The organism is Flavobacterium cerinum, from assembly GCF_024496085.1.
GTDB classification, from domain to species: Bacteria; Bacteroidota; Bacteroidia; order Flavobacteriales; family Flavobacteriaceae; genus Flavobacterium; species Flavobacterium cerinum_A.
In genome coordinates, this window is record NZ_CP101751.1 from 2,943,766 (window position 1) to 2,970,488 (window position 26,723).

General features: G+C 36.3%; 19 protein-coding genes. 7 read left to right on the forward strand and 12 right to left on the reverse strand.

Annotated features, from left to right (window positions below; all coding sequences use genetic code 11):
- The first annotated feature begins 57 nt into the window (after positions 1–57).
- Positions 58–1,980 carry a DUF294 nucleotidyltransferase-like domain-containing protein gene (locus tag NOX80_RS13210; RefSeq protein WP_256550268.1) on the forward strand — a complete coding sequence of 641 codons (1,923 nt, stop codon included), beginning with the start codon at positions 58–60 and terminating at the stop codon, positions 1,978–1,980.
- 4 nt (positions 1,981–1,984) lie between these two features.
- Complete coding sequence (locus tag NOX80_RS13215; RefSeq protein ID WP_256550269.1) at positions 1,985–2,590, forward strand: 3'-5' exonuclease; 606 nt, start codon at positions 1,985–1,987, stop codon at positions 2,588–2,590.
- 33 nt (positions 2,591–2,623) lie between these two features.
- On the opposite strand, the gene NOX80_RS13220 is transcribed toward NOX80_RS13215, so the two are convergent.
- The 12 genes from NOX80_RS13220 to NOX80_RS13275 form a co-directional block, all read right to left on the reverse strand.
- Complete coding sequence (locus tag NOX80_RS13220) at positions 2,624–5,998, reverse strand: SMEK domain-containing protein (RefSeq protein ID WP_256550270.1); 3,375 nt, start codon at positions 5,996–5,998, stop codon at positions 2,624–2,626.
- Positions 5,999–7,447: 1,449 nt separating this feature from the next.
- A complete protein-coding gene (locus NOX80_RS13225; protein WP_256550271.1) occupies positions 7,448–8,107 on the reverse strand; it encodes an ATP-binding protein in 660 nt (219 codons plus the stop codon).
- 10 nt (positions 8,108–8,117) lie between these two features.
- Positions 8,118–8,573, reverse strand: a complete 456-nt coding sequence (locus tag NOX80_RS13230) for a hypothetical protein (protein WP_256550272.1) — start codon at positions 8,571–8,573, stop codon at positions 8,118–8,120.
- Between the two features lie 253 nt (positions 8,574–8,826).
- The gene (acs, locus tag NOX80_RS13235) at positions 8,827–10,734 is read right to left on the reverse strand and encodes an acetate--CoA ligase (RefSeq protein WP_256550273.1); all 1,908 of its coding nucleotides are present in this window, start codon (positions 10,732–10,734) and stop codon (positions 8,827–8,829) included.
- Positions 10,735–10,755: 21 nt separating this feature from the next.
- A complete protein-coding gene (locus NOX80_RS13240) occupies positions 10,756–12,651 on the reverse strand; it encodes an acetate--CoA ligase (protein ID WP_305880316.1) in 1,896 nt (631 codons plus the stop codon).
- Positions 12,652–12,673: 22 nt separating this feature from the next.
- Complete coding sequence (locus tag NOX80_RS13245; protein ID WP_256550274.1) at positions 12,674–13,039, reverse strand: response regulator transcription factor; 366 nt, start codon at positions 13,037–13,039, stop codon at positions 12,674–12,676.
- 1 nt (position 13,040) lies between these two features.
- Positions 13,041–15,740, reverse strand: a complete 2,700-nt coding sequence (locus tag NOX80_RS13250; protein ID WP_256550275.1) for an ATP-binding protein — start codon at positions 15,738–15,740, stop codon at positions 13,041–13,043.
- On the reverse strand, positions 15,733–15,927 hold the full coding sequence (locus tag NOX80_RS13255) for a hypothetical protein (protein ID WP_256550276.1): 195 nt from the start codon (positions 15,925–15,927) through the stop codon (positions 15,733–15,735). Before NOX80_RS13255 ends, NOX80_RS13250 begins: the two co-directional genes overlap by 8 nt.
- Positions 15,928–16,000: 73 nt before the next feature.
- Entirely contained in the window at positions 16,001–16,225 is a 225-nt protein-coding gene (locus NOX80_RS13260) for a DUF6814 family protein (RefSeq protein WP_256550277.1), read from the reverse strand.
- An 11-nt stretch (positions 16,226–16,236) separates the two neighbouring features.
- Positions 16,237–17,772, reverse strand: a complete 1,536-nt coding sequence (locus NOX80_RS13265) for an MFS transporter (protein WP_256550278.1) — start codon at positions 17,770–17,772, stop codon at positions 16,237–16,239.
- 21 nt (positions 17,773–17,793) lie between these two features.
- Complete coding sequence (locus NOX80_RS13270; protein WP_256550279.1) at positions 17,794–19,143, reverse strand: porin; 1,350 nt, start codon at positions 19,141–19,143, stop codon at positions 17,794–17,796.
- A gap of 104 nt (positions 19,144–19,247) precedes the next feature.
- Positions 19,248–19,667, reverse strand: a complete 420-nt coding sequence (locus tag NOX80_RS13275) for an IS1/IS1595 family N-terminal zinc-binding domain-containing protein (RefSeq protein ID WP_256550280.1) — start codon at positions 19,665–19,667, stop codon at positions 19,248–19,250.
- Between the two features lie 163 nt (positions 19,668–19,830).
- Between NOX80_RS13275 and NOX80_RS13280 the strand changes: the two genes are divergently transcribed.
- From NOX80_RS13280 to NOX80_RS13300, 5 genes are all read left to right on the forward strand, one after another.
- Positions 19,831–20,442, forward strand: a complete 612-nt coding sequence (locus NOX80_RS13280; protein ID WP_256550281.1) for a hypothetical protein — start codon at positions 19,831–19,833, stop codon at positions 20,440–20,442.
- A 150-nt stretch (positions 20,443–20,592) separates the two neighbouring features.
- A complete protein-coding gene (locus NOX80_RS13285) occupies positions 20,593–21,198 on the forward strand; it encodes a flavin reductase family protein (protein ID WP_256550282.1) in 606 nt (201 codons plus the stop codon).
- Between the two features lie 3 nt (positions 21,199–21,201).
- Positions 21,202–23,499 (forward strand): oxidoreductase, encoded by a 2,298-nt coding sequence (locus tag NOX80_RS13290; protein ID WP_256550283.1) that lies wholly within the window; start codon positions 21,202–21,204, stop codon positions 23,497–23,499.
- 31 nt (positions 23,500–23,530) lie between these two features.
- Positions 23,531–25,135 (forward strand): AMP-binding protein, encoded by a 1,605-nt coding sequence (locus NOX80_RS13295; RefSeq protein WP_256550284.1) that lies wholly within the window; start codon positions 23,531–23,533, stop codon positions 25,133–25,135.
- A 4-nt stretch (positions 25,136–25,139) separates the two neighbouring features.
- Positions 25,140–26,723: an FMN-binding glutamate synthase family protein gene (locus tag NOX80_RS13300; RefSeq protein ID WP_256550285.1), complete on the forward strand. Its 1,584-nt coding sequence runs from the start codon at positions 25,140–25,142 to the stop codon at positions 26,721–26,723.

The following is a 26,723-nucleotide window of genomic DNA, read 5'->3' on the forward strand; positions in this document are numbered from 1 at the left end:
TACTTTATATTTTGAAGTTCTGTAAAATTTAGTATTTTTAAGAATTAATTTCCGATTATGAAAAACCCCATTGCAGAAAGAATTGCGGATTTTTTAAAGCATTATCCACCTTTTACCAGTTTAAATTACCAGGAATTAGTTACAATTTCTGAACATATCAGTGTAAAATATCTGGAAAAGCATCAAATCCTGTTTAAAGTCGGTGATGTTACTCATACCGATTTTTATGTGGTAGCAAACGGCGCAATTGGTCTTTCTGTAATTTCGGATGCGGAAGAATTTCTGATCGATAAATGTGACGAAGGTGATATTCTGGGTTTACGTCCGTTTTTTGCTAAGAACAATTATCTGATGACAGCAAAAGCACGTGAAGAAAGTATCGTATATGCGATTCCGATTAGCGTTTTCCAACCTTATGTTCAGAATAACATTAATGTTCAGAATTTCCTGTTGGAGAGTTTTGCTTCCAATACCCGTAATCCGTATGATAAAGATCATAGAGGAAAATTAATATCGGAAAATATCATTTTTGATGAGCAAAGTGCTACGGATATCCAGTATTTCCAACCGATAAAATATACTAAAAACCCGATTACAGCGAGTTCCAGCGATATTATTAAATACATTGCACAAACGATGTCGAATAGTCAGATCGGAAGTGTTATTATACACGATAACCAATTACCGATCGGGATTATAACGGATAAAGACCTTCGTTCCAAAATTGCTACCGGTTTGTTCCCGATTGATACACAAGCTGATAAAATAATGTCGTCACCGGTAATTACCGTACCGGAAAACATTTCAATTGCCGAAGCACAAATGATGTTGTTAAAACACAATGTAGGTCATTTATGTGTGACGCGTGACGGAACTCCGAAAAGTCCGGTATCCGGGATTATAACCGAACATGATATTGTAGCGGCTCAGGCCAATAATCCGGGGATTTTATTAAAGTTGACACGTCGGGCGACCCGTTCAAAAGAATTAAAAGTGGTTCGGGATAAATTAACCGATCTGATTCAAAATTCAATCGATAAAAATATTCCGATTACTCATATTACCAGTGTGGCTGCCGAGATAAATATTGCGCTAACGAAAAGAGCTATTGATCTGGCTATCGATAAAATGGAAACGCCTCCGCCTACCCGATTTGCCTGGTTTAATCTGGGAAGTCAAGGTCGAAAAGAACAACTGTTATTGACGGATATCGACAATATTCTGATCTTTGAAGATGTGGAAGCGGAACGCTATGACGATGTTAAACAATACTTTTTACAGTTGGCTGAAAAAGTAATTGAAACACTGGAGAAAGTCGGATATGAACCTTGTCCGCAAAACCTAATGGCTAACAATGAACTTTGGTGTAAATCTCTGACTGACTGGATAAAACAATACAATACCTGGATTAATACTCCAGGTGAAAAAGGGATTAATCTTAGTACTATTTTCTTTGATTATGATTTAATTTACGGTGATGTTTCGTTCGAAAATTCATTGACAGAAAGTATTTTCAACAGTGCTGATAACAATCAATTGTTCTATGCTTTTTTAGGAACGAATGCAATAAAAAAACCGGCACCGTTAGGTTTCTTCCGACAGTTTCTTTTGGAACAGGACGAGGAACATAAAGATGCTTTCGACATAAAAAACCGGGCGATTATGCCTTTGGTTGATGCCGCAAGAGTATTAACAATTAGTCGTGGTATTAAAGGAATAACCAATACCTACCAACGTTATAAGAAACTGGCGGATATTGAACCGCAAAATGCCGATTTATATCTGGAATGCGCAGAAGCTTTTAATACATTGACCTGGTTCCGCACCGATGAAGGTTTACAAAACAGCTCAAACGGAAGTTACATCAATATGCAGGAACTTTCAAAAGTGGATAAAGTAAAATTAAAAAACTGCTTCCAACCGATTAATGATATACAGGATTTAATTAAAAATCGTTTTCAACTGACCTATTTCACTTAATATTATGGTATTAGACTGGCTTACGGGTAAAGATATCCCGCAATTCTGGAAACAATATATGGCCCATTTTGACAAAGAAGAACAAAATGGTACCAAACGCTATGTTATTTTCGATACCGAAACAACCGGTTTGGACTGGAAAGATGATGTGATTCTTTCTATCGGTGCTATTTCGGTGATCAATGATGAAATAAAAGTGGGCGATTTTTTTGAAGTATTCCTAAAACAAGAAGTTTTTAATCCTGAAAATGCGATTCTAACCGGGATCTTAAAAGAAGGCAAAGAAGAAAAAATTATTGAAGCGGAAGCTATTATCCGTTTTATCGATTTTATAAAAGACGCCACTCTTGTCGGTCACAACATCAATTTTGATGTAGAGATGATCAATCAAGCTTTAAAGCGCTTGAATCTCGGAAAACTAAAAAACATCATGTTGGACGTTGATGTCATGTACCAGAAATTTAAAAACCTTCCGGAAGACAAACATCATAGTCTCGATGAATTGTGTGATCTCTTTAAAATAAAGAAAAGTGACCGTCATACCGCATCCGGAGACGCTTATATTACGGCATTATTGTTTTTAAAACTAAAACGAAAATTAAAGTTGTAATCTGAATTATAAAACACAATTTAACTTTATAAATCAAGCATTTACGCTAATCATCAGTTCGTTTATTTCTCTTATACTTTTATTCAATTCAGGAAAAATAATACTTTGATTTAAAAACTTCAAAATCTTATTTTTCATGTCACTATTTAATAGTACTTCCTCTTTATTATAGGAAACAATAATCTTATTATCTAATAAGATTTCATTAAGATCTGTAATCGTTAAGTTCATTTTTCTTTCAAAATGAATACTATTAGCCATAATTTTATAATTCAATTTATTACCTTTCAAAAACGATCTGAAATACTTTTTGAGTTGATTTGTAACCGATTCACCTCCATTTTCCTTTAAAGAGATTATTGAATACAGAGAATTATCGTTGGATAGAATTCTATCATCAAAATTCTTTTTACTCAAAGTCGTCTTATTCAGATCAATTCCCCTGTAAGTTACATTACTAATATTACAGTTATGATCAAAAAATGTTGATTCGGCAAAAGTGCAGTTTAAAAAGTTTTGGTAATTTTCAATATGGCAATTTCTAAAATACATATCCGTAAAGTCGATTAATAATTGCGATGTCGTCAATACATCAATAAAATAGAAATCCTTTATGGTTACAATACTTGTCTTATTTTGCTCTTCATCATCACTAAACAGAAATTTGATGATTTCGGCATTGGTCACTTTTTCTTTATTAATGGAAAGTAAGAAGACGACCAGATTACTAATTGCCATTTTTTTCTGGAAAACATTCCCCTGATTCTTGTCCTCTTTTTTATAATTATTGATTTCAAGAATTACTTTTTTTATTTTCGCTTTGTAAAAATCAACCTGGTTGCTAGTCGCTTTCAGTTTATTTCTTAATCCGTTAAAAATAAGTGAATTATATTTAAAATCATTAGAAAGCATATGGATGAATGCATCCGACAGAAAAAAGGATTCTTCCAATATTATTTCTAAATAAATCGCATTATATTTAAATAGCGAATTATAAAAATCAAAACGGAAAATATAATTATTATTTCTGTCCAGTCCGAAAAAAGGATTGTCCCGAAGACTATTTTTTACTTTTTCTGATTTTAAATCGATATTTATTCTTCTTAAAAAAGTAATAAAATCGGTATCGTTAAAGTTCCCGTTTTTCTCAATAGCGATAAGACACAATAATTTTATATAATCATCTACAGGAGGAACAAAACCATTACTTTCTTTTTTAGCGATCTCGCGTTGACAAATTTTATAAATTAAATAGTCGTTGCTGTTTTCCTTTAATAAAATTTTCGAATCAAATAAATACTCAATCTGCTGATAATCAAAATCATTTTCAACAATCAAGGCAATAATTTCCAGTACAAATGGTGAATAGGTAAAAATTTCATTACCGATATCTTCATAAAACTCACCCAATACTTTCTTACATTCTGCAACTTTTTTCAGATTATATCCCGATTGATATTCAAAATGCTTTTCAAAGTACTGCTGTGCTAAAGCTTGATCAAATTTTAATAAATGAAATATTCTGTAGTTTTTTTCAAAATCATCATCATCACTAAGAAGCTCTTTCATATAAATGTCTCTGCAATTTATAATTAGCTTCCCTCTTCCTATTTGTTCCTTTAAAGTATTGAAATCTTCAATAAAATCTTTTAGATTAAAATTAGGTAACGTTGAAATAATTTCATCAATCCCATCTATAATGACCGTTATGTTACCTAATGCAAAATTTGACTTTATCGTTGTCAAATCAATTTTACCGGCTTGCTCATTACATATTTCAAATATTGTATTTAAGTCAAAATTCCAGTTATCAATCCGTTCCCGATTCTTGATTTCTGTAATATAGGATTGAGCATCAAGAAAAAAGACAATATTTTTATCAAAGTCCTGAATAATATCATCATGAATTTTTTGACAGACTGTTGTTTTTCCATCACCTCCGGCTCCGATAATAAAGGCTACAGAACAATTAGAATCATTTTTTAGCCAATCAAGTATATCATTAATTCGCTCTTTACTTCCATTGATCTCAAATAATGGATCAATAAAGAAATCAGTACTTAATTGTTGTGTTTGTTGTATCGTTGCCAAACTATTATCATATAAATACTCATCCAGATACTGAACCGTATTATTAGGGAATTTATCCTTAATATATTTGATTCTTAATTCGGTTATCTGATTATAATCTTTAGGTATTAGTATTATTAAATTATTCAGATATTTACTATTCTTATACTTTTTATTAAAGTCATCTATTACCTCATTTCTTTTATATTCATGACTGAAAATCAGATAATTTAAGCCGACATTAATATCTTCTTTTTTAAAATTGTAAAAGCAATAATGTTTTTCTTCTTCCAGAATATTAATCGAGAAAACCGGATATAACTTTATTAATGTATCTTTTATATCATCAAAATTATACTTGGAAGATGGTTTTTCTACAAAAATAGCATTGATCAGATCTTCAATTTTTTTAGGATTCTCAATACTTAATGTTTTAGGATTTTTAAACCTTTTATCATCGATTCTATTTAAAAACGGTGAAAAAGTAACCAGCTGAAAAGTATTACCCTGGTCACAGCAACTTAAAAAAAGCGGGCATATAGCATCCGATGCATTAATATTTTTCCTTATATAACTGTTAGAGACAATAAAAATATATTTCGAAATAAAATCTTTTTTCTGATCCGGAAGCAGCATTATTAAATAATCATAATAACGGGATCTTTCATTTTTAAAATTTTCATAAATCTTTTTAGAACTTACAACGACATTAATACCGGATTTAATAATCGTTTCAATGAGTACAACCGCATTATCAAAATCTTCATCATCAAAAGAAACGCCGATGCAATCCAGGCCGGAAAGTTTACTTTGTGGGATATTATATAAAAACTCGTCTATGATTTTTTTTACCTCTAATGCTTTTCCGATATCCTGCTGATTTGCTATTACCCGGTAAATATCATTTATATCAATAAGGCAATCCTCTAAATCAACCGTAAATTTGCCTTTTGTCAGGGTATTTATCTTTTCTTTGAATGGAGCACTTAACTTCTTCTTGTTTTTCAAAAAAAGAAAATATAATTGATCAAAATCCTGATCCATTCCTTTATCGATAATCTGATTGATCGTATGCTCTATCTTTTCATTAGAGAATGTCGCTGTAATTTGCACAAAAACTCTTTTGTCTTTATCCAAACCATCAATTGCAGGGAAATTTTTAGAAATTAAATTGGTATTGACTAAATCATAATCAAATAAAACATTAAGTATCTTTAAGAAAATCGTTTCTATCTGAACATTAATACTATTTTCATTATTTGAATTTTCAATTTCAATTTTATTTTTTAGTGTGCCTAAACCGGTACTGATCCGATCAAGAAGTCCTCTTGTATTCATAAAACAGCATTATTTTTACATCTTTTCATACTATCCTGTGATAACAAATTATCATTTGTTATAAAATTAGTAGTAAAAAAGTTACGTAAAAATAAGTTATACACTCCTATAAACAATACGTATTTTCACTAATTTTTAACTTACTTTTTTTTAAATCTTCCGGAACTATCACTTTTACTATACAAATAAAAAAAGTAATTATCTTATTTTAAGAGAATCCGACAATGCGCTTTTGTAACCTGTTTTTGCTTTTAAAGATTAGATAATACGATAACACGGATTTGTAATCCGTGTTTGCGATTACAAACGAGTTACCACTTTTGATAAGAAATTGAGAAAAAAAATTCAGGGGACACTTATAATACGTTCGATAACGCGGATTTGCAATCCGTGTTTACAATTACATAAGGTCTTATTGTTTTCAAAAATTAAAGATCAGACCGAAGCGGGACGACTCGTAAAAAATTCCGGATTTCGGTATAGTTTTGAAGGTTATACTGACTAACTTTTATTTTAATCTTCGGATTGCTTTTATCGGTTATAACAAAGTAGCGGAGTGAAAAATAGCGCGGTAACTTTACATACTCCCTACTACATACGACATTGCTTTGATGTATAAAACAAGACTTTCTAAAGACTCTTTTTATTTTTATCACATCACCGGTTATTTCAACTTTTAGCTTACATCGAAAAAAGGATGGTAACATAATTAAAGTTGAAATAAAATAACCGGTATAGATTAATACGGTTAAAAATACATTCTCCAGTATTTCAAGCTTAAAATTATATTCCTGTTCGCTGTTCCTCATTATCTTACTAAATATGATCATTGTTTACTTTCAAAAATGAAAAAAGACACGATCGGCAACAAGGAAATGATTGAAAAGTACAGAAAAAAGGATTTTTTTAGCTGATAAAACCCATTTTTAATCCGTGTATACTTTACACTACAAAAAAAGAGTTGTGTTGTTAGAAGTAATTTTTTAATCCGGAATTACAAAGAAAAATAATTCCGAATCTGATTATAATTTCGAATATAATATTCCGATATTTTTATCTTGGTTTTCGGATTACTTTTATCTTCTATTACAAAATATTTATTTGGCATAGAATATTGTGAAAAGCTTTCTTTTTCGCTTGAACAAATAATATTTTTTTTAGAGATTATTCTGCTTTTAAAAAATAAGATTACAAACCGAACCTCTTTATCCGTTACGGTTAAGCGTACAAAATGATTCGCTATAAAATAAGGTACTAAAAAACAACATATTAATAAAATAAGGCTAATCATAGTATCCAATAGATTACTTTTTATCACTAACGGCGACAAAAATTGGCCATTATGAATAATTTCCCAAGCGTATTTTAGTGTAAAAAGTACTAGAATCAAATACCAAGCAACCGGTATAATGATTCTATAACTATATTTTGATTTGAGCATACTATTTATTAATTAGTATTTTGAGAATCATATATTGCTATACCAACAGAAATCCCTGTTGCGATGAGTCCTATTGGCCCCGGAATAAAACCTGCGGCTCCTAATAATGTCAATCCTAAATTTGTCCAATCTTCGTTGGTAATCTCACCATCAGAAAATGCAACTATAGTACTAATCCCTTGTAAAACAGTACCAACAGCCGCAATTTTACCTAAAGGATCTTTTAAAATATACTTAGCATCTGTAGTCAATTCTCCTCCTAAAGAGCTAACTAACTTTTCAACAGCAACAGCATTTAATCCTTTTATTCCATTAACCAACTCCAGACCATCCATTTTTTCCTTTAATAAGCTGTTATTGTATTGAGTAAAAAATGAATAGTTTTGAATTACGAACGATGGTAATCCATCTGAATTCCCATTGCCAAATCCGGGATTTGTCGATCCGTTTATCGAAATTGCCCCTGTCGGACAAATTTCAACACATTCCCAACAACTATGGCAAATGATATGATTGATAGCTATATTAGCACCAATATAAAAATAATCCTGTTCCCAACCTCCTGAAATATATTTTCTTCCTACTTTAATTGCATTAACATCGCAAACAGGTTCACATAATGTACATTCAGTACATAAATCACTATTAACTTTTATAAATCGACTCATTCAAACTCTACTATAATGTATATTGAACTATTTCAAAATTTTTGTACAATACATTATATTCCGAAATACATACAAGTTTATGTTTAGTATTATTTTCAGATATTTTAACTTCAGCTGGTCTATTATATTCTATAATCGAATGTGTATCAGTATATCTTTTAACTCTTAAATTTGGATTATTAATCATGTTTTGGGTTACACATGCTGTATTAATAATATGTCCAACTACTATTATTGATCGAGATGTTCCGAGGGTATTTTTATAATATAATTTATTATTTACCTTTTTTTCATTATTACTACTAACTATAAAAATTTTATTTTTTCTAATACTTTTAGTTATTAATTCAAAGTCAGTACTATCTATATTATAATCCGAATCCGTAGAACATGATACATAGGTTCCTCCAATTCCGATTAAAACAGAACTCAAGACTGTTTTTTTTATAAATTTTCGTCTATTCATTAATTTGTCTTTTTATAAGCCACACAAAATACAACTTCACCTGTTTTAAATAAATATAACAAAAAGTTATAAAAAACACAAATAAATAACAAAAAATCATTGAGAATACAATCAAACAACAATACTTAGAAGTCAAAGCATCAAAATTGTACTATCTTAAATACCTCAAAAAAAAGAGTTGCTCCTTTTGAAACAACTCCTTTTGATTCTATATTTTTAAAAAGATTATATATTATAAATCGATAATTGAAATTTATAATCTTTCATTTTTGATTTCTTCTACGATTTCAGGATTCAATAAGGTTGTAATATCTCCGAAGTTAGAGAAATCTCCTTCTGCAATTTTACGTAAAATTCTACGCATAATTTTTCCGGAACGGGTTTTCGGTAATCCCGATACAAACTGAATTTTATCCAATTTCGCAATCGGACCAATATGACTGGCCACATGCTCATTGATTTCTTTTCTTAAATTGTCACGATCACGATATTCTCCTATTTCTTTCAAAATAATAAAACCGTATAACGCATTGCCTTTAATATCATGCGGGAAACCTACAATTGCCGATTCTGCTACAGCCGGATGTTCGTTAATTGCATCTTCAATCGGCGCCGTACCCAGATTATGTCCGGATACAATTACCACATCATCAACCCGACCTGTAATACGGTAATATCCAACTTCATCGCGTAAAGCTCCGTCACCGGTAAAATATTTACCCGGGAAAGCTGAGAAATACGTTTCTTTATACCGTTGATGATCACCCCAAATAGTTCGGGCAATTGACGGCCACGGAAACTTGATACACAAGCTACCCACAACCTGATTTCCTTCAATTTCATTTCGCTTTTCATCCATCAATACCGGTTGAATTCCCGGTAATGGTAAAGTCGCATATGTCGGCTTGGTTGGTGTTACAAACGGAACCGGTGAAATCATAATACCTCCGGTTTCGGTTTGCCACCAGGTATCTACAATCGGACATTTTTTCTTTCCGACATGATCATTATACCAGTGCCATGCTTCCTCATTAATCGGCTCTCCTACCGATCCGATTACTTTTAAACTTGACAGATCATGTTTATCAACCCATTCCGTGCTTTCTTTAGCCAAAGAACGAATAGCCGTCGGTGCCGTGTAAAACTGACTCACTTTGTGTTTGTCGATTACTTCCCAAAAACGTCCGAAATCCGGATAAGAAGGAACACCTTCAAAAATAACCGTTGTCGCTCCGTTTAAAAGCGGTCCGTATAATATATAGGAATGGCCGGTAATCCAACCGATATCGGCTGTACACCAGTAAATATCATTTTCCTCGTAATTAAAAATATTTTTAAACGTATACGCGGTATAAACCATATATCCGGCTGTTGTATGCAACATTCCTTTCGGTTTTCCGGTTGAACCGGACGTATATAAAATAAACAACGGATCTTCTGCATCCATGATTTCCGCTACGTTATTCGGAATTGCTTCATCCAATAACGGTTGTAGCCATAAATCACGTCCTTCTTTCATTTTTACTTCGGTATTCGTTCTTTTGGCAACCAAAACCGTAGTTACCGTAGGACATTTTTCCAAAGCTTCATCTACAATCGACTTTAGATCAATGGTTTTGTTCCCTCTGTAAGCTCCGTCTGAAGTAATCACCATTTTGCATTCGCAATCGATGATACGGGATGCAATAGCAGATGCCGAAAAACCGGCAAATACCACCGAGTGAATCGCTCCGATTCGGGCACAAGCTAAAACTGCTACGGCCAGTTCCGGAATCATCGGCAGATAAATACAAATACGATCTCCTTTTTTAATGCCTTGTTCGCGTAATACATTCGCCATTTTGGCTACACGATCATACAACTCATTATAGGTGATATACTGCGCCGCTTCTTTCGGATCATTCGGTTCAAAAATAATCGCATTTTTGTTTCCTCTTTTGGCCAAATGACGGTCAATACAGTTTTTCGTAATGTTTACTTTGGCATTCGTAAACCATTTAATATCGGCTTCTGCCATATCAAATTCCATTACTTTATCCCATGTCTGGTACCATGTAAAATTTTCTTCTGCAACTTTTCCCCAGAATTTACGAGGCTCCCGGATTGATTTTTTATAATGTTTGAAGTATTCTTCTAAGTTGTTTATTTTATAATAACTCATGACTTGTTAATTTTTTCATATTCATTTAAATACCCCGATACCATAGTTTTTAAAGGCTTCGGTTACTTCCCCTATAATAGTTTCATCGTCGATAGTGGACGGGATCTGGTATTTTTCACCATCAACAATATTTCGCAGTAATTTACGAAGGATTTTTCCGGAACGGGTTTTCGGTAAACGCTGTACAATCACAACATTTCGCAATGAAGCTACAGCTCCGATTTTTTCCCGTACCAATTGAACGACTTCGTATTCCAACTGAAAGTGTTCGGTATCATCACCTGATTTAATTACAGCCAATGCCAACGGAATCTGACCTTTTAAAGCATCGTTGATTCCAATAACGGCACATTCGGCCACGGCATTGTGTGACGCTACAATTTCTTCCATTTCGGCAGTTGAAAGACGATGTCCGGCTACATTAATCACATCGTCCACACGACCTGTGATGTAAATATAATCATCTTTGTCTTTATACCCGCCGTCACCGGAGAAATAATACCCCGGGAAACGCGTTAAATATCCGGCTTTAAAGCGGATTTCATCTTCCCATAAACCCAACATGGTTCCCGGTGGCAAAGGTAGTTTTATTACCACATATCCTTCTTCGTTTGGCGGTAATTCTTTCCCGTTTTCATCAAAAATAACGATTTGATAACCGGTAACTGCTTTCCCTGCTGAACCCGGTTTTACTGGAAGATATTCCACTCCCATCATATTTGCAATCATCGGCCAACCGGATTCGGTCTGCCACCAATGATCAATAACCGGAACCGGTACGTGATCGCGATACCATTCCAAAGTCGCCACATCACAACGTTCTCCGGCTAAAAACTGAATTCTCAGATTACTCAGGTCGTAGTTTTTGATAAACAGACCTTCCGGATCTTCTTTTTTAATCGCCCGAATGGCAGTTGGCGCTGTAAACATTACACTCACTTTATGATCGGCCATAACCCGCCAATACGTACTCGCATCCGGAGTTCGGATCGGTTTTCCTTCAAAAATAACAGTTGTATTGCGATTTAATAACGGTCCGTATAAAATATAACTATGTCCGACAGCCCATCCCATATCGGATGCCGCCCAAAACGTTTCGCCTTCTTTTACATCATAAATATGCTGCATTGAAAATTTAAGTGCGGTGGCATAACCTCCTGTATCTCTTACAATTCCTTTTGGCTTTCCGGTTGTCCCTGATGTGTATAAAATATACAACGGATGCGTCGACTGTAAGGGCACACAAGGCACTTCTTCCGACTGGCTGACTAATTTTTCATAATCAACATCATATTCCTGAAACGGGATTTTAGCTCCCAGTTTACGATTAAAGATGATCACTTTTTCCGGTTTATATGCTGCCATAGCTATAGCTTCATCAACTAACGGTTTATAAGCAATTAGTCGGTCGACTTCAATTCCGGAAGATGCGGTAATAATGGCTTTTGGTCGGGAATCATCAATTCGAATTGCTAATTCATGTGGTGCAAATCCGCCGAAAACAACAGAATGTGTAACACCTAAACGCGCACAGGCCAACATGGCAAAAGCAACCTGCGGGATCATCGGCATATAAATTACAGCGGTATCCCCTTTTGTTATACCTAAAGAAGTTAAACCGCCGGCCAGTTTAGCGACTTCCGTTTTTACCTCATTAAAAGTATATTTTCGGATCGTTTGGGTTACCGGCGAATCATAGATAAAAGCGATTTGATCACCATAACCGTCCTGAATGTGTTTATCGATCGTCAGGTAACAAATATTAAGCTCTCCGTCTGCAAACCATTGCGGATAGCCGTTTTGATCCTCAGAAAGTATTGTCTTCGGAGGAATATACCATTCCAAAGCATTCGTCTGTTCCTTCCAGAAACCTTCCGGATCGACTATACTTCTTTTATAAAATGCATCATAACTCATAGTTGTTATTTGTTGTTTGTTTTTAATCCGTTAGCAGTTCATTGGTTTGCTCTACCAGTTTTTTAACCGAGAAGGGTTTTGTCATGTACAAATCGGCCCCAAGAGAAAGTCCTTTTTCAATGTCTTTTTCTTTGTTTTTAGCCGACAAAAACACCACTTTACAATGTTGTAAACGCTCGTCTTTTTTAATTTGTTCCAACGTGGCATATCCGTCAACCATAGGCATCATCACGTCCAAGATAATAATGTCAGGCAGTTGAACTTTCAGTATATCCAAAGCTTCCTGACCGTCGCGGGCTATAAAAACCTCATAATTATTCTTTTTAAACGTGTATTCCAGCGACATTACGATATTCGGCTCGTCATCGACAATTAAAATTTTCCGCATTTTATTCATTTTCTGTAGTATTATGTTTGGGCAATGTAAAATAGAAAACGGCTCCGTTATCATTATTTTCCGCCCATATTTTCCCTTTATGATGTTCGATAATCTGTTTACAGATCGCTAATCCCAATCCGCTACCCACCGGTTTTTTAATATTTTGGTTGGTTGACTGATAAAATTTATCAAAAATCGCATCCAGATCTTCAGGTGCGATACCTTTTCCGTTATCTTTTACACTAGTTTGGATTTCATTTCCGGTATCGGTTATCGTTATCGCAATCTGACCGTTTTTTTCCGGACAAAATTTAACTGCATTCGAAACCAGATTCGTTACCACCTGAATAATCCGTTCTTCGTCATACCAGGCTTCAGCTGTTGTTTCAGTTAAAAAATGAACGGCAATATTTTTATTTCGTATCAGTTGTTGTAACGGTTCCAATGCTGTTACTATTGTATGATCAAGACTATTTTTTACCAGTTGGATCTGCTGTTTTCCGGTTTCAAATTTTTCCAGGTCTAAAATCTTATTGATCAACCTATTTAAACGATCCGATTCGGATATAATATTCTTTAAAAATTGTTTGCGTAAATCCTCCGGAATATCATCATCTTCATATAAAATCTCGCTGGATGCTTTGATTGCGGTAATCGGTGTGCGTAATTCATGTGTAACCGTATCGAGAAATTCATCTTTCTGAGCATCTTTTAAAACCAATTGATCATTAGCATCTTGTAATTGCGCCGTAATCTGTTTGAGTTCATTTGAGGTTTCCGTCAGCTTTTTATTAATGATAATATTTTCTCTGGATTCTTCCAGAATATGCAGTACTTCCTGAAGGGATACTTTTTCCTCTTTTACCACACTGGAAATTAGGATTCTGGCCGAAGCTGTCCCGATATGTCCTGTAAGTAGATTTTCAGCAAATTTCACTAGTCGGGCATCCGCCTGTTCCTGATTTTTATCAACATTATACTTCAAATTAAAAATAGTAAGCGCTCTTTTAGTTCGTTCTTCTCCTAAAAAACGCTTTAATACTTTTTCAATATCACGCGTATACGCAGTTCCTTTCCATACAAAAGCATTTTCGTGTAGCGTACTGTATTTATAGATATCAATAAACATTTCGGCATAATTCCGTTCGCGGTAATTTCCTTTAAAGCTTACGGAAACCGACAAATAAATCATGGTATTAAATAACAAACTCCAGAAAAGCGCATGCGGAATCGGTGTCAGATAATCCAGTCCGAAAAGCTGAAACGGCTTTAAAAGCGTAATTGCGAAAGGTCCTTCTGCTATAAAACTATCCGTACTGTTACTGATTCCCATAGCATACGGAATCAATAATGTGTAAATACAAATCAGAAAGCCGACAATCATTCCTGAGATTGCTCCCAATCGAGATCCGCGACGCCACAACAGCGCACCGAAAAAAGCCGGTGCCAATTGCGCCATAATCACAAAAGAAACGAGTCCGATTGAAAACAGATTGTAATCCAATACATAAAAACGATAAATCAGATAAGCTACAATGATCAATAAAAAGATACACACTTTACGAATATTCACAATTCGTTTACTGTTTACATCCTGTGCTTCGCTTTGTAATGTTCCCAGAAAACCATACGGAATCAACAGGTTGTTACTCAGCATTATTGACAGACCAATGGAAGCCACTACAATCATCGATATCGAAGCGGAAAAACCACCCAGAAAGACCAGAACGGTTATAGTAGTATTGTCAAAATATTGCGGAATTAAAAGCGAATAGGTATCTGCATTACCAGTATTATCCGGGAAAAGGATATTTCCGCCCCAGGCAATCGGATATACAAAAACATTAAACAATAATAAATACAGCGGAAATAGCCAGATAGCAGTTTTGATATGACTTTCTCGGTTATTTTCGACTACAGCCATCTGAAACTGACGCGGTAGCAAAAACATCGCAAACAACGATAACAAACATAAGAAAAACCAATTTAAAGCTTGCGGAACACCACCTATCGTGTTTTTTTCACGGAATCCGTTGATCAGACTGGCTTTGCTATAAATATCATCAAAACCGTCAAATACAAAATAGGTTACATAGACACCAACAAGTATAAAGAAAAACAATTTTAAAACCGATTCCATAGCAACGGCTGTTACAATTCCTTTTCTTTTTTCGGAGGCATCTACATAACGGGTACCATAATAGGAAGCAAAAAGGGCCAATGCAATGGCGACATATGTTGTTGTATCATTAAAAACATTTGAGCTTAATGATGTTTGTGTTACGATAGTAAATGTTTCGGCAATTGCTTTGAGTTGCAGTGCGATATACGGTATAATTCCGATTACACTGATAACCGTAACCAATGCGCCGAGAAAACGACTGTTTCCGTAGCGTAGGGAAATAAAATCGGCCAGACTGGAAATTTTATTGACTCTGGAAATCCGAATAATCTTTCTTAGAATCACCATCCAGGCCGGAATCACAATTACCGGACCGAGGTAAACGGTCAGATAACTTAACCCTGAATGTGCCGCTACTCCTATACTTCCGTAATACGTCCACGCCGAACAGTATACTGCGAGTGAAAAAGTATAGACATACGGATTATTAGTCCACTTGCTGTTTGCTTTTTTTTCAGCCCAATGGGCCACAAAAAACAAAATGCTCAGATAAAGCAATAATATGATCAGTAAACTTAAACTATTCATAATAGCGCTTAACAACTAATAATGAAACCAATATTGAAAATATCCATACGGAAAAAAAGTAAAAATAGATAACCGGCATTCCTAAGACAGCATCTGCTTTATCAAACAGCAATACCAACGGCAAATTAAAAGCCAGTAAAAGCGTTAAGGATAAGATGATTAATTTCTGTTCGTGTCGTTTTTTCATTGCAATCTCAAACTAAAGGTTCCGGCTCCCCGAAAGAAACCGGATTCCCATTAGTAACCAGGTAGTTATAAGGTTATTTTTCAGTATCGTATTCTCCAATCAGGGCATAATAACCAAAAGTTCCGAGACCCAAAACAATCAAAGGGGTCAGTATAAACAGGATAATGATTCCAAAAACGAGATCGTCCTGTTTTCCCGTTGTAAACTTTGGCAAGCCGAATATAAAGATACAAAAATAGGCAGCAGCCAATGCTAATAATAGCCAAACAATTCCGAGAATTCTTTTTATTTTGTCCATAAATATCCTTGTTATTCGTTAGTATTTTGATTTTTTCCGTTAATATAAAATATTCCTATCACAAAGCTGATCGCCGCAATGATAATCGGATACCATAATCCTTCCAGATAAAAGGTCGGGTTTCCGTTATCTTTAGCCACTGTAACCAGGTAGGTTGAAATAGCCGGCAATAGTCCTCCGAAAATTCCGTTTCCGACATGGTACGGTAATGACATCGAAGTATAGCGAATCTTAACCGGGAACATTTCCACCAAAAAGGCTGCAATCGGACCGTAAACCATCGTCACAAAGATCACCTGAATAAAAACCAGGAAGATCAGCATCCATCGGTCGGAACTATTGATATGCACCGTTGTTTTCGTATCGGTTTTCGCTTTGCCTTCTACTAAAATCGGCTTACCGTCTTCCAGATGTACGGTTTTAATTTGCTCCCATTTTGTCCCGTCTGTAAATTCTTTTGTTGTTGTATAAACCGAATCAATTGTTTGATGTGTATTTTCTTTAGTGATAGCCAACACTTTTGTTTTTTCCACTATCTCCGTTTTCAGACTGACATCGGTGGTTTCATACATCGTCTTATAAATCGGACGGTATAAAAATATAGCCAGCAACATCCCTGTCATCATAATACTTTTTCGTCCTACTTTATCACTTAGCCAACCAAACACAACGAAAAACGGTGTTCCGACTAATAATGCGATTCCCAATAAGGTATCAACCTGAGTCGAGTCGACATTCATAACCGTTTTCAGGAAGTTCATTGCATAAAACTGTCCGGTATACCAAACAACACCCTGACCCATTGCCGCACCAAATAATGCCAGTAACACAAACTTCAGATTATATCGGTTTCCGAAACTTTCTTTTAACGGATTCGTACTGGTTTTTCCTTCTGCTTTCGCTTTGGCAAATACCGGTGATTCGTGCATGTTTTTACGGATCAGATACGAAACCAATACCATCAATATCGATACCCAAAACGGTACTCGCCATCCCCATTCGTCGAATGCAGCATCCGATAAAGTTGTTTTTGTCAACAAGATGACCATTAAAGATACAAATAGTCCGGCAGTTGCGGTGGTTTGTATCCACGAAGTCCAATATCCTCTTTGTCCGACCGGCGCGTGTTCGGCAACATAAGTGGCCGCACCGCCATATTCACCGCCTAAAGCTAATCCTTGTAATAATCGAAGAACAAGTACTAATAGCGGCGCCAAAAAGCCAATCGTTTCATAACTCGGAATACATCCGATTAAAAAGGTAGCTCCTCCCATTAAAAGTAAGGTTACCATAAATGTATATTTTCTTCCGATGATATCACCTAAACGTCCGAAAAACAAGGCTCCGAACGGGCGAACTACAAATCCGGCTGCAAAAGTTGCCAGGGTTGATAAAAAAGCCGCTGTGGGATTATCGGCCGGGAAGAATTTAGTGGAAATCACAACGGCCAAACTTCCGAAAATATAGAAGTCATACCATTCGATTAGTGTTCCTACAGATGAAGCGGTAATTACGCTCCAGATTCCTTTTGTTCCTTTATTACTCATAAATGTTTTAGCAGTGTTGGTTTATAAATAGATTTGCAACTGTACCAGAAAATCCCCTTTCATCCCATCGACGTTATCTTTAGCGATATAGACCGGTCGTGTTGAATATTGTGTAGTGATTTTTGCATGGTGTCCGTCAAGAAAAAAGTTGGCACCGATGTCAAACTGGGAACTGGATTTTTCAAGTGCTTCAAATTTTTTATAGGTATACGCTCCAAACGGTTGAATTCGGACGGTTGGTTTTTCTGCTTTACAAGGCAATAAAAAACCGGCCTGTGTATACCATATTGTTCCGGTACCGATCATCGGTTGGGTATTACCGGCTCCTGCCAGTGCTCTGTCGCCTGTAAATCCGGGATCAGCGACACCGACATTCATGATTCCTATATTTCGAAGGTAGTTGGGACCAAAATCATAATTATAAAGTACGGAATAAGCCGTAAGTGCCATTTTCTTTTCTTTTACGCCCAATGGCATATCAAGGAAGGCATCGGCAGCAAATAGCTTCATATCGTGTTTTTCGACAATACCGTTAACCGACGTTCGGGTAGCTTCCGGAGCGGTATAAAATCCGGCGCCCAGATTAAAGACTTTTTTAGTACCCAGATAAGAACCTACTTTATACGGTAGTAAATTTGATTCCTGTTCTAAGAATTGATATTCAAAATATCCGGCTTTCGACCATCGGGTATTACCGCTGTTATCTACTGCTACAGCATTATCCGCATTGGTCACATCAACAGGCGTTGAATTAGTCGCAAAAGGTTTATTAATACTCATACGATATTCTAACTTCCCGTATTTTCCTTTAGCAAAAATCCCGACTTGTCTTGCAAACTGATCGGCATTGTCAATTAACGGCCAGTTAAAAATAGGAGCATCAATAGTTAAAAAGTTTAAGGTCGATGCCATTGTCATTCGGGATAATCCCATGTAGTAATGCAATCCTCCTCCAATCGACAGGCTGAATTTTTTATCCGCTTCCGGTAAAACGACAGCATATTCATTCCAGGCATCGTGAAAGAACATTCCCGGCTTTTTTGTCGATCCCGCCGGACTGGTAAACGTTTGATTGTTAATTCCAAAATGGGTTACAATCATATACCTTTTGGAGATTTGGGCATAAGCCAGCATTCGTAAACGACGGTTACCAATATCCGTATTATTGGTGGCCGGTTCATCGGCTATCATCGTTCCGGGATTCATTTCAGAAGAGCGAAACCAGATTTGATTCCAGGCTATAAAACGCATGTATTTTGAGCCGTCTTCGTTGAAATTTACTTTTAATCCCGAACCATAATCCGTCGAACCCTGGGAATAGCCTTCCGCTGATAAAAACAGCAATCCGGCCAGTAAAAAGATTCGTTTCATAATGTACAGTAATTTGGTTGTTTTTTGTTTATTTTGCTTCACCAAATTCTAAAATTGAAACGGAACAAAAATTTTTGTATATATATTTTTGTAAAGCACTATAGCTAATCTTTAAAACGCTCCCATTTTATCAGCATAAACTTATCGCCCAACTCGGTAATAATCATTCCTGCTCCCGACAATTGTTCTTTGTTTTTCAGGTATTCAATCAGCTCCAAATGACTAAAAATCTTATATGTCGGATGATAGTCTCCCTGATTTAACCGTTTAACTCTAAATTCTTTTACCCAATTGCCTACCGTAACGTGGGAAACCCCCAAAATACGCTCTATTTCGCGATAACTCAACCCTTCCAGATAGAGCTGTAATGCTTTGGTAACATAGTAATCATCGATCTTTTTACCCAATTTGTTAACGGTAAAATAATAATTGCATTTTTTACATAAGTACCTCTGTTTTTGATTAATAACACCACTTTTAACAATTGCGTTGTTTTTGCATTTCGGACAGGCTAAAATCTCCATGTATAATTATTTTGCATAAATATATTATTTTAGCAAATATACACCTAATGATTATTTATTTTTTTAAAGAAAAATTTACATTTAACACATATTTAAAGATATATATTTGAATTTAAATCAATAAATATCCTGTTTTAAAATTTCAGCCCACAACTATCTCAATATGAATTCTTTCTTAAAATCTTTATTCCTGATTCCGTTTTTATTGCTATCCTGTCAACAACACATAAAAAAATCAAATGATCAATCTTTAAAAACAGTCGACAGCACTAAAACAACTTCCTTTGACTCAATCGAGGCTGCTATTGAAACCGAAAAGCTTTTCTATACCACTATTATCCGTCTGCATCCGAATGATAGCGCTTTTATCTATATAGATGCTGATTATGTCGATGACAAAACCGCTAAATTGCTATTCCAAAACACTGATTATCTGACACCGGAAAATCGAGAAGCTTTCTATCAAAAAATCATAGCGTCATTACCAAAAGAAGACCTGCATATACATGACTTGATCTGGTCTTTAAAAGAAGTTCGCGGACAAATAAGCGGAAATGGCGGATTCCATACGTTGTTAACCTGGATGACGCAAAAACCAACTAAAGCAGATCCGTTTTATTATATCGAGGTACGCCGACTCTATCCGGAACGTTTAGGCACTTGTACCGCTATCGGATTCGTTAAGATTAAAGCAAAAACCAACGAAATCTTTGTTATGGACGAAGAAGGCATCTATTACCCGTTAACCAAGTGGCGTCAACTTAAAAAGTTATAACAAAGCATACTAACTTTGTTATACTTTTTCCTTTAAAAATACACAATCCTCAAAGAATAAAGAATATAAATACATAGTGTCTATTTTTATCTTTTTAAAAATATCAATTACAAAAAAAAAGGTTTAATTTGCGATAAAACAAACAACACTATGCATTTTGACCCGTCTATATTAGACCAATCGGCAGTTTACAAACTACTGACCGGGACTGTTATTCCCCGTCCTATCGGATGGATTTCCTCGATAAGCAAAGAAGGCAATATAAATCTGGCTCCGTTTTCTTTTTTTAATGCAGTTGGAGAAGATCCGCCTCATGTTATGTTTTCCACAGTACGTCCAAACGATTCCAATAAAGATACCTTAAATAATGTATTGGAAACCGGTGAATTTGTAGTCAACCTGGTTACAGAAGATCTGGTTGAAAAAATGAATCTGACTTCCGCCAGTTTACCTCCGGATCAAAATGAATTCGAACTGGCAGAACTAACTCAGGCACCTTGCTTAATTGTAAAAGCACCGCGTGTATTGGAAAGTCCGGTTGCCATGGAATGTAAAGTTGTACATCATTATTCCCTTGAAGATCACAAACACGGCGGCGCAACAATTGTTATCGGGCGAGTTGTTATGTTTCATATTGATGAAACCATATTATCCGACAACTACCGTATCAACATGGAGACTTATAAACCCGTTGCGCGTCTGGCCGGATCAAATTATTCAAAATTAGGAGAGATTTTCTCCATTAAAAGAGCTTAAAAAATGAAGATTACAGTTATAGGTGGCGGGCCCGGCGGTTTATATTTTTCTATTTTAACCAAAAAGGCACTACCCGATTGTCAGATTGATTTATACGAACGCAACAAAGCAGATGACAGTTTCGGTTTTGGTGTCGTTTTTTCTGATGAAACATTAAGTGAATTCCTTACTAAGGATCCTAAATCATATGAATTAATCCGCAGTCGTTTTGCTTATTGGGACGATCTTGATGTTGCCCGCGATGGAGATGTCGTACGTATTACCGGAAACGGATTTTGCGGTTGTTCCCGAAAAACATTATTGGAATTATTACAGCAACGCTGTCGCGAAGAAGGTGTAAACCTCCATTTTGAAACCAATATTACTGATCTTAATCAATTTCAGGATAGCGATGTAATAGTTGTATCGGATGGAATTAACAGTGTTTTCCGCGATCAGATGACTTCCGATTTCGGCACTGAAAAAGTATTGAAAAACAACCGTTTTGTCTGGATGGGTTCAACAAGACCTCTGGATGCATTTACTTATTTTTTCCGATCTACACCATACGGAACCTTTGTCGCACACACCTATCAATATGAAGCCGGTCGCAGTACCTGGATTTTTGAATGTTCGGATGCAACCTGGCAAAAAGCCGGTTTTCAAGAAACGGATGAAGCCGATACCATTCAAAAACTGGAAGCAATATTTAAAGATGAATTAGACGGCCATACTCTGATTTCAAACCGTTCGCACTGGCGTCAGTTTCCTGCCATTACAAATGCCAACTGGCATAAAGACAATATTGTTTTATTGGGCGATGCCAAAGCAACCGCACACTACTCTATCGGTTCCGGAACAAAACTGGCAATGGAATGCGCTATCGCATTATCAGAAGCAGTTAGCAAACATCCGAATGATACAAAATCTGCATTTGATCAATATGAGAAAGTACGTCGTAACCGGGTCGAAATGATTCAGCACGCCGCTAATGTTTCTCTGGATTGGTTTGAACATATGGACCGACACATGCAACATGATTTTATGCAATTTGCATTCGGTGTTATGACCCGTTCTAAAAAAGTAACTTTTGAAAACATGGCACTTCGGGATACCTCTTTTACACAAAAAGTATTGACCGATTTTAATATTCGCAATAAAAACCTACCGGAAACTCCGGCTGCATTTACGCCTTTTCAACTGCGGGAAATGACGCTGAAAAACCGAATCGTAATGAGTCCGATGGGCCAATATTCCGCTGAAAACGGATTGGTTTCCGACTGGCATTTTATGCATTACGGAGCACGTGCTACAGGTGGTGTCGGCTTGATTTTAACCGAAATGACTGCTATTTCCGAAACCGGACGTATCACTTTAGGTTGTCCCGGAATATATACTGAAGAACAAATAGTTAACTGGAAAAGAATTACTGATTTTATCCATCAGAATACCGCCTCTAAAATCGGAATTCAACTAGGCCATTCCGGACGGAAAGGCGCCGTAAAAAAACCGTGGGAAGGTAATCATGAACCGATTGAAAATCCATGGGATTTAATTGCTGCTTCTGCGATTCCTTTTAATGAAAAAGCCGCAACACCAAAAGCAATTGATTTGCAGGATATGGAACAACTGATCAATGAATTTGCCCAAGCAGCCCGAAATGCTGATAAAGCCGGTTTTGACATGATCGAATTACAAGCGCATCACGGTTTCTTATTGGCTTCCTTTTTATCACCATTAACTAATAAAAGACAGGATAGTTTTGGCGGAAGCATTGAAAATCGTTTAAAATTCCCATTATTAGTGTTTACAGCTATACGCAATGCTTTTCCGATCGAAAAACCGATATCGGTACGCATTTCGGCATCCGACTGGGCCGAAAACGGAATCACAGAAGAAGATTGCATTTTGATTTCCCGCGCTTTTAAAAATGCCGGTGCTGACATCATTAATGTTTCTACCGGAAATACGGTTAGTACACAACAGCCATTAATCGGCCGAATGTGGCAAACTCCTTTTTCAGATACGATTCGCAACACTGTAGCAATACCAACAATTACAACGGGTTATATTCAAGATATTGATCAAATCAACACAATCCTTTTAAACGGTCGCGCTGATTTAGTGGCTTTAGGTCGTCCTTTATTACTGGATCCGAATTTTGTACGAAACGCACAGGCTTACGAACAATTTAAAACAGACGACATTCCGCAACCGTATCAAGCCGGTATATCCCACCTTTATCCGCTAAAAGGCTCCGAACGCAAAGCCGTTGAAGGAATGAAAAAGCTATTAAAACCGGAAAGTCATAAAAAAAACTAACGCAACACTACCAACGTTTAACTACCCCAGAATGAACCATTATCTCGATAATTTCGCACATGAAAATCTTCCGGCAACAAAATGGCAACCGGAATATCATTTTAATCATCCGGACTTTGACTTTCCTGAAGACCTGAATTGTGTCGAACAACTATTGGATCTTCATATTAAAGAAGGACGCGGCCATCATATCGCAATCCGTACATTCGACGCTATCTGGACCTACCAGGATTTATATGATAAAGCGAATCAGATTGCCAATTTTCTTATTGCCGATACCGGATTTGTAAGCGGAAACCGGGTTTTAATTCGCTCTGCAAATAATCCCATGTTTGTTGCTTGTTGGTTTGCCATACTAAAAGCCGGCGGAATTGTTGTTGCTACAATGCCTTTGTTACGCGAAAAAGAACTATCCGTTATGGTCGAAAGCGCCCGGATTAGTCATGTTTTCTGCGATTATCGTTTAAAAGACGAAATGGAACTGGTACAAGAACCGGATCTTAAAAAAGTGATTTATTTTGATGGTTCCGAACAAAGTGAACAGGAACTTGAACTAGCGATATCCGGAAAATCCAAAACGTTTGACAACTATCCTACCCGATCCGATTCGGTATCCCTGATCGGTTTTACTTCCGGCACAACCGGAAAACCTAAAATGACAGCTCATTTTCACCGGGATGTGCTATTAATCTGCGAAGCTTTTCCTAAATATTCATTGCAACCCAAACCGGAAGATCTTTTTACCGGAAGCCCGCCATTAGGCTTTACTTTTGGTTTAGGCGGACTGGTATTGTTTCCGTTTTATTACGGAGCTGCTACTTTTTTAATTGAAAAACCAACACCTGAATTACTACTACAAGCTATTCAGGAACACAAAATAACAGTATGCTTTACCGCACCGACGGCCTGGCGTATTCTGACCACAAAAGTTAAAGATTACGACATTTCTTCGTTACGAAAGTGTATATCTGCCGGAGAAACATTACCTTTAAAGGTCTGGGAAGACTGGTACAATGCTACCGGGCTCAAGATCATTGACGGTATTGGTGCTACAGAAATGCTTCATATTTTCATTTCGTCTAACGAAACAAATATGAAAAAAGGCGCAACAGGTTTACCGATTCACGGTTATGAAGCCAAAATTGTGGACAAAAAAGGAAACGAACTAGGAATCAATGAACCCGGAAGACTTGCTGTCAGAGGAATTACCGGTTGTCGCTATTTAAATCGAATCGACAAACAAAAAGAGTACGTTCAAAACGGGTGGAATCTGACCGGTGATATTTTTAGAAAAGATGAAGAAGGTTATTTCTGGTTTGTCGCCCGCGGAGACGATATGATTATTTCCTCCGGGTATAATATTGCCGCAATTGAAGTAGAAAATGTATTGCTCACACACCCGGAAATTGCAGAATGTGCTGTTGTCGGACTTCCGGATGAAGAACGCGGCATGCTTGTCTGTTCTTATATTGTTTTAAAAGACAAAACTAAAGCCGGCCCTGATTTTGGAAAATCCATTCAAAATTGGTTTAAAGAAGTTGCCGCACCGTATAAATATCCGAGAGAAGTTCGTTTTATGGAAAGTTTACCCAAAACCGAAACCGGAAAAATACAACGTTATAAACTAAAACAGTAATATTATGAGAAAAGCATTTGTGGTTTTTAGCATAACCGTTTTATCCATTACGGCTATACTAATTTATGTCAATTGGAAATTCAGTTTTTTACTACTGATTTTTATCCCGTTGGTTTTAATGGGATTGCACGATATGTATCAATCCAAACAAACCATAAAGCGAAATTTTCCATTATTAGGTCGTATGCGGTATCTTTTAGAGTCAATCGGACCTGAAATGCGTCAGTATTTTATTGAAACAGATACCGATGGTAAACCTTTTAACCGTTTACAGCGTAGTTTAGTCTACCAACGCAGTAAAAAAGAAACCGATTCCATGCCTTTCGGAACACAGTTAAATGTATACGAACCCGGCTATAAATGGATCAATCACAGTATTAAAGCCATTCCTTTTTCTGAAGTTGATTCCGATCCAAAAATCAAAATCGGATCTTCTCAATGCGAAAAGCCACATATGGCCAGCTTGTTTAACATTAGTGCGATGAGCTACGGCTCATTAAGCAAAAACGCAATTCTGGCATTAAACTCCGGTGCCAAACAAGGCGGATTTTACCATAATACCGGCGAAGGAGGCCTTTCTCCTTACCATCTTCAAAACGGCGGTGATATTGTATGGAATATCGGAACCGGATATTTTAGCTGTCGCGACAATAACGGTCGGTTTTCATACGAAGAATTCACCAAAAGAGCCACGCTGGACAATGTCAAAATGATTGAAATCAAATTCTCTCAGGGCGCTAAACCCGGTCACGGCGGAATTTTACCGAAACAAAAAGTGACCGATGAAATTGCTGCAATTCGTTTAGTTCAGAAAGGACAGGATATTATTTCACCGCCAAGACATTCTGCTTTCAGCACTCCTTTAGAATTAATGGATTTCATTAAAACACTTCGAAAAGGTTCCGGCGGAAAACCAATCGGGATGAAAATCTGTATCGGTAATAAATCGGAATTTATTGCAATCTGTAAAGCGATGGTCGAAACTAAAACCTATTTTGATTTTATAACAGTCGACGGTGGCGAAGGCGGAACCGGAGCAGCTCCTCAGGAATATTCCGATCACGTTGGTATGCCGTTGCGCGAAGCATTAGCTTTTGTGTATGACTGTTTAAATGGTTTTGCTATCAAAAATGAAATCAAAATTATTGCCAGCGGTAAAGTTGTAACCGGTTTTGATATAATAAAATGCCTTTCAATCGGTGCCGATGTCTGTAATTCGGCACGCGGAATGATGTTCGCTCTTGGTTGTATTCAGGCATTGGAATGTCATGCCAACACGTGTCCGACCGGAGTTGCCACTCAGGATCCGAAACTTGTAAAAGGACTTGTTCCGGAAGAAAAAAGTGTACGCGTAGCCCGTTTTCAACATGAAACCGTAAAAAGCGCCATGGAGTTAATGGCTTCAGCCGGAATCGAACATCCGGACGATGTAGATCGTACCGTAATCAGTGCCCGGGTAAGCGGTACCAAAATAGAAACCTATTATGAAATGTATCCTGAGATCGAAAAAGGCTGTTTATTGAACGAAAATACTGTTCCTGCACCCTTTTTATTTTTCTGGAAAAAAGCCAAAGCCGAAAGTTTTTAA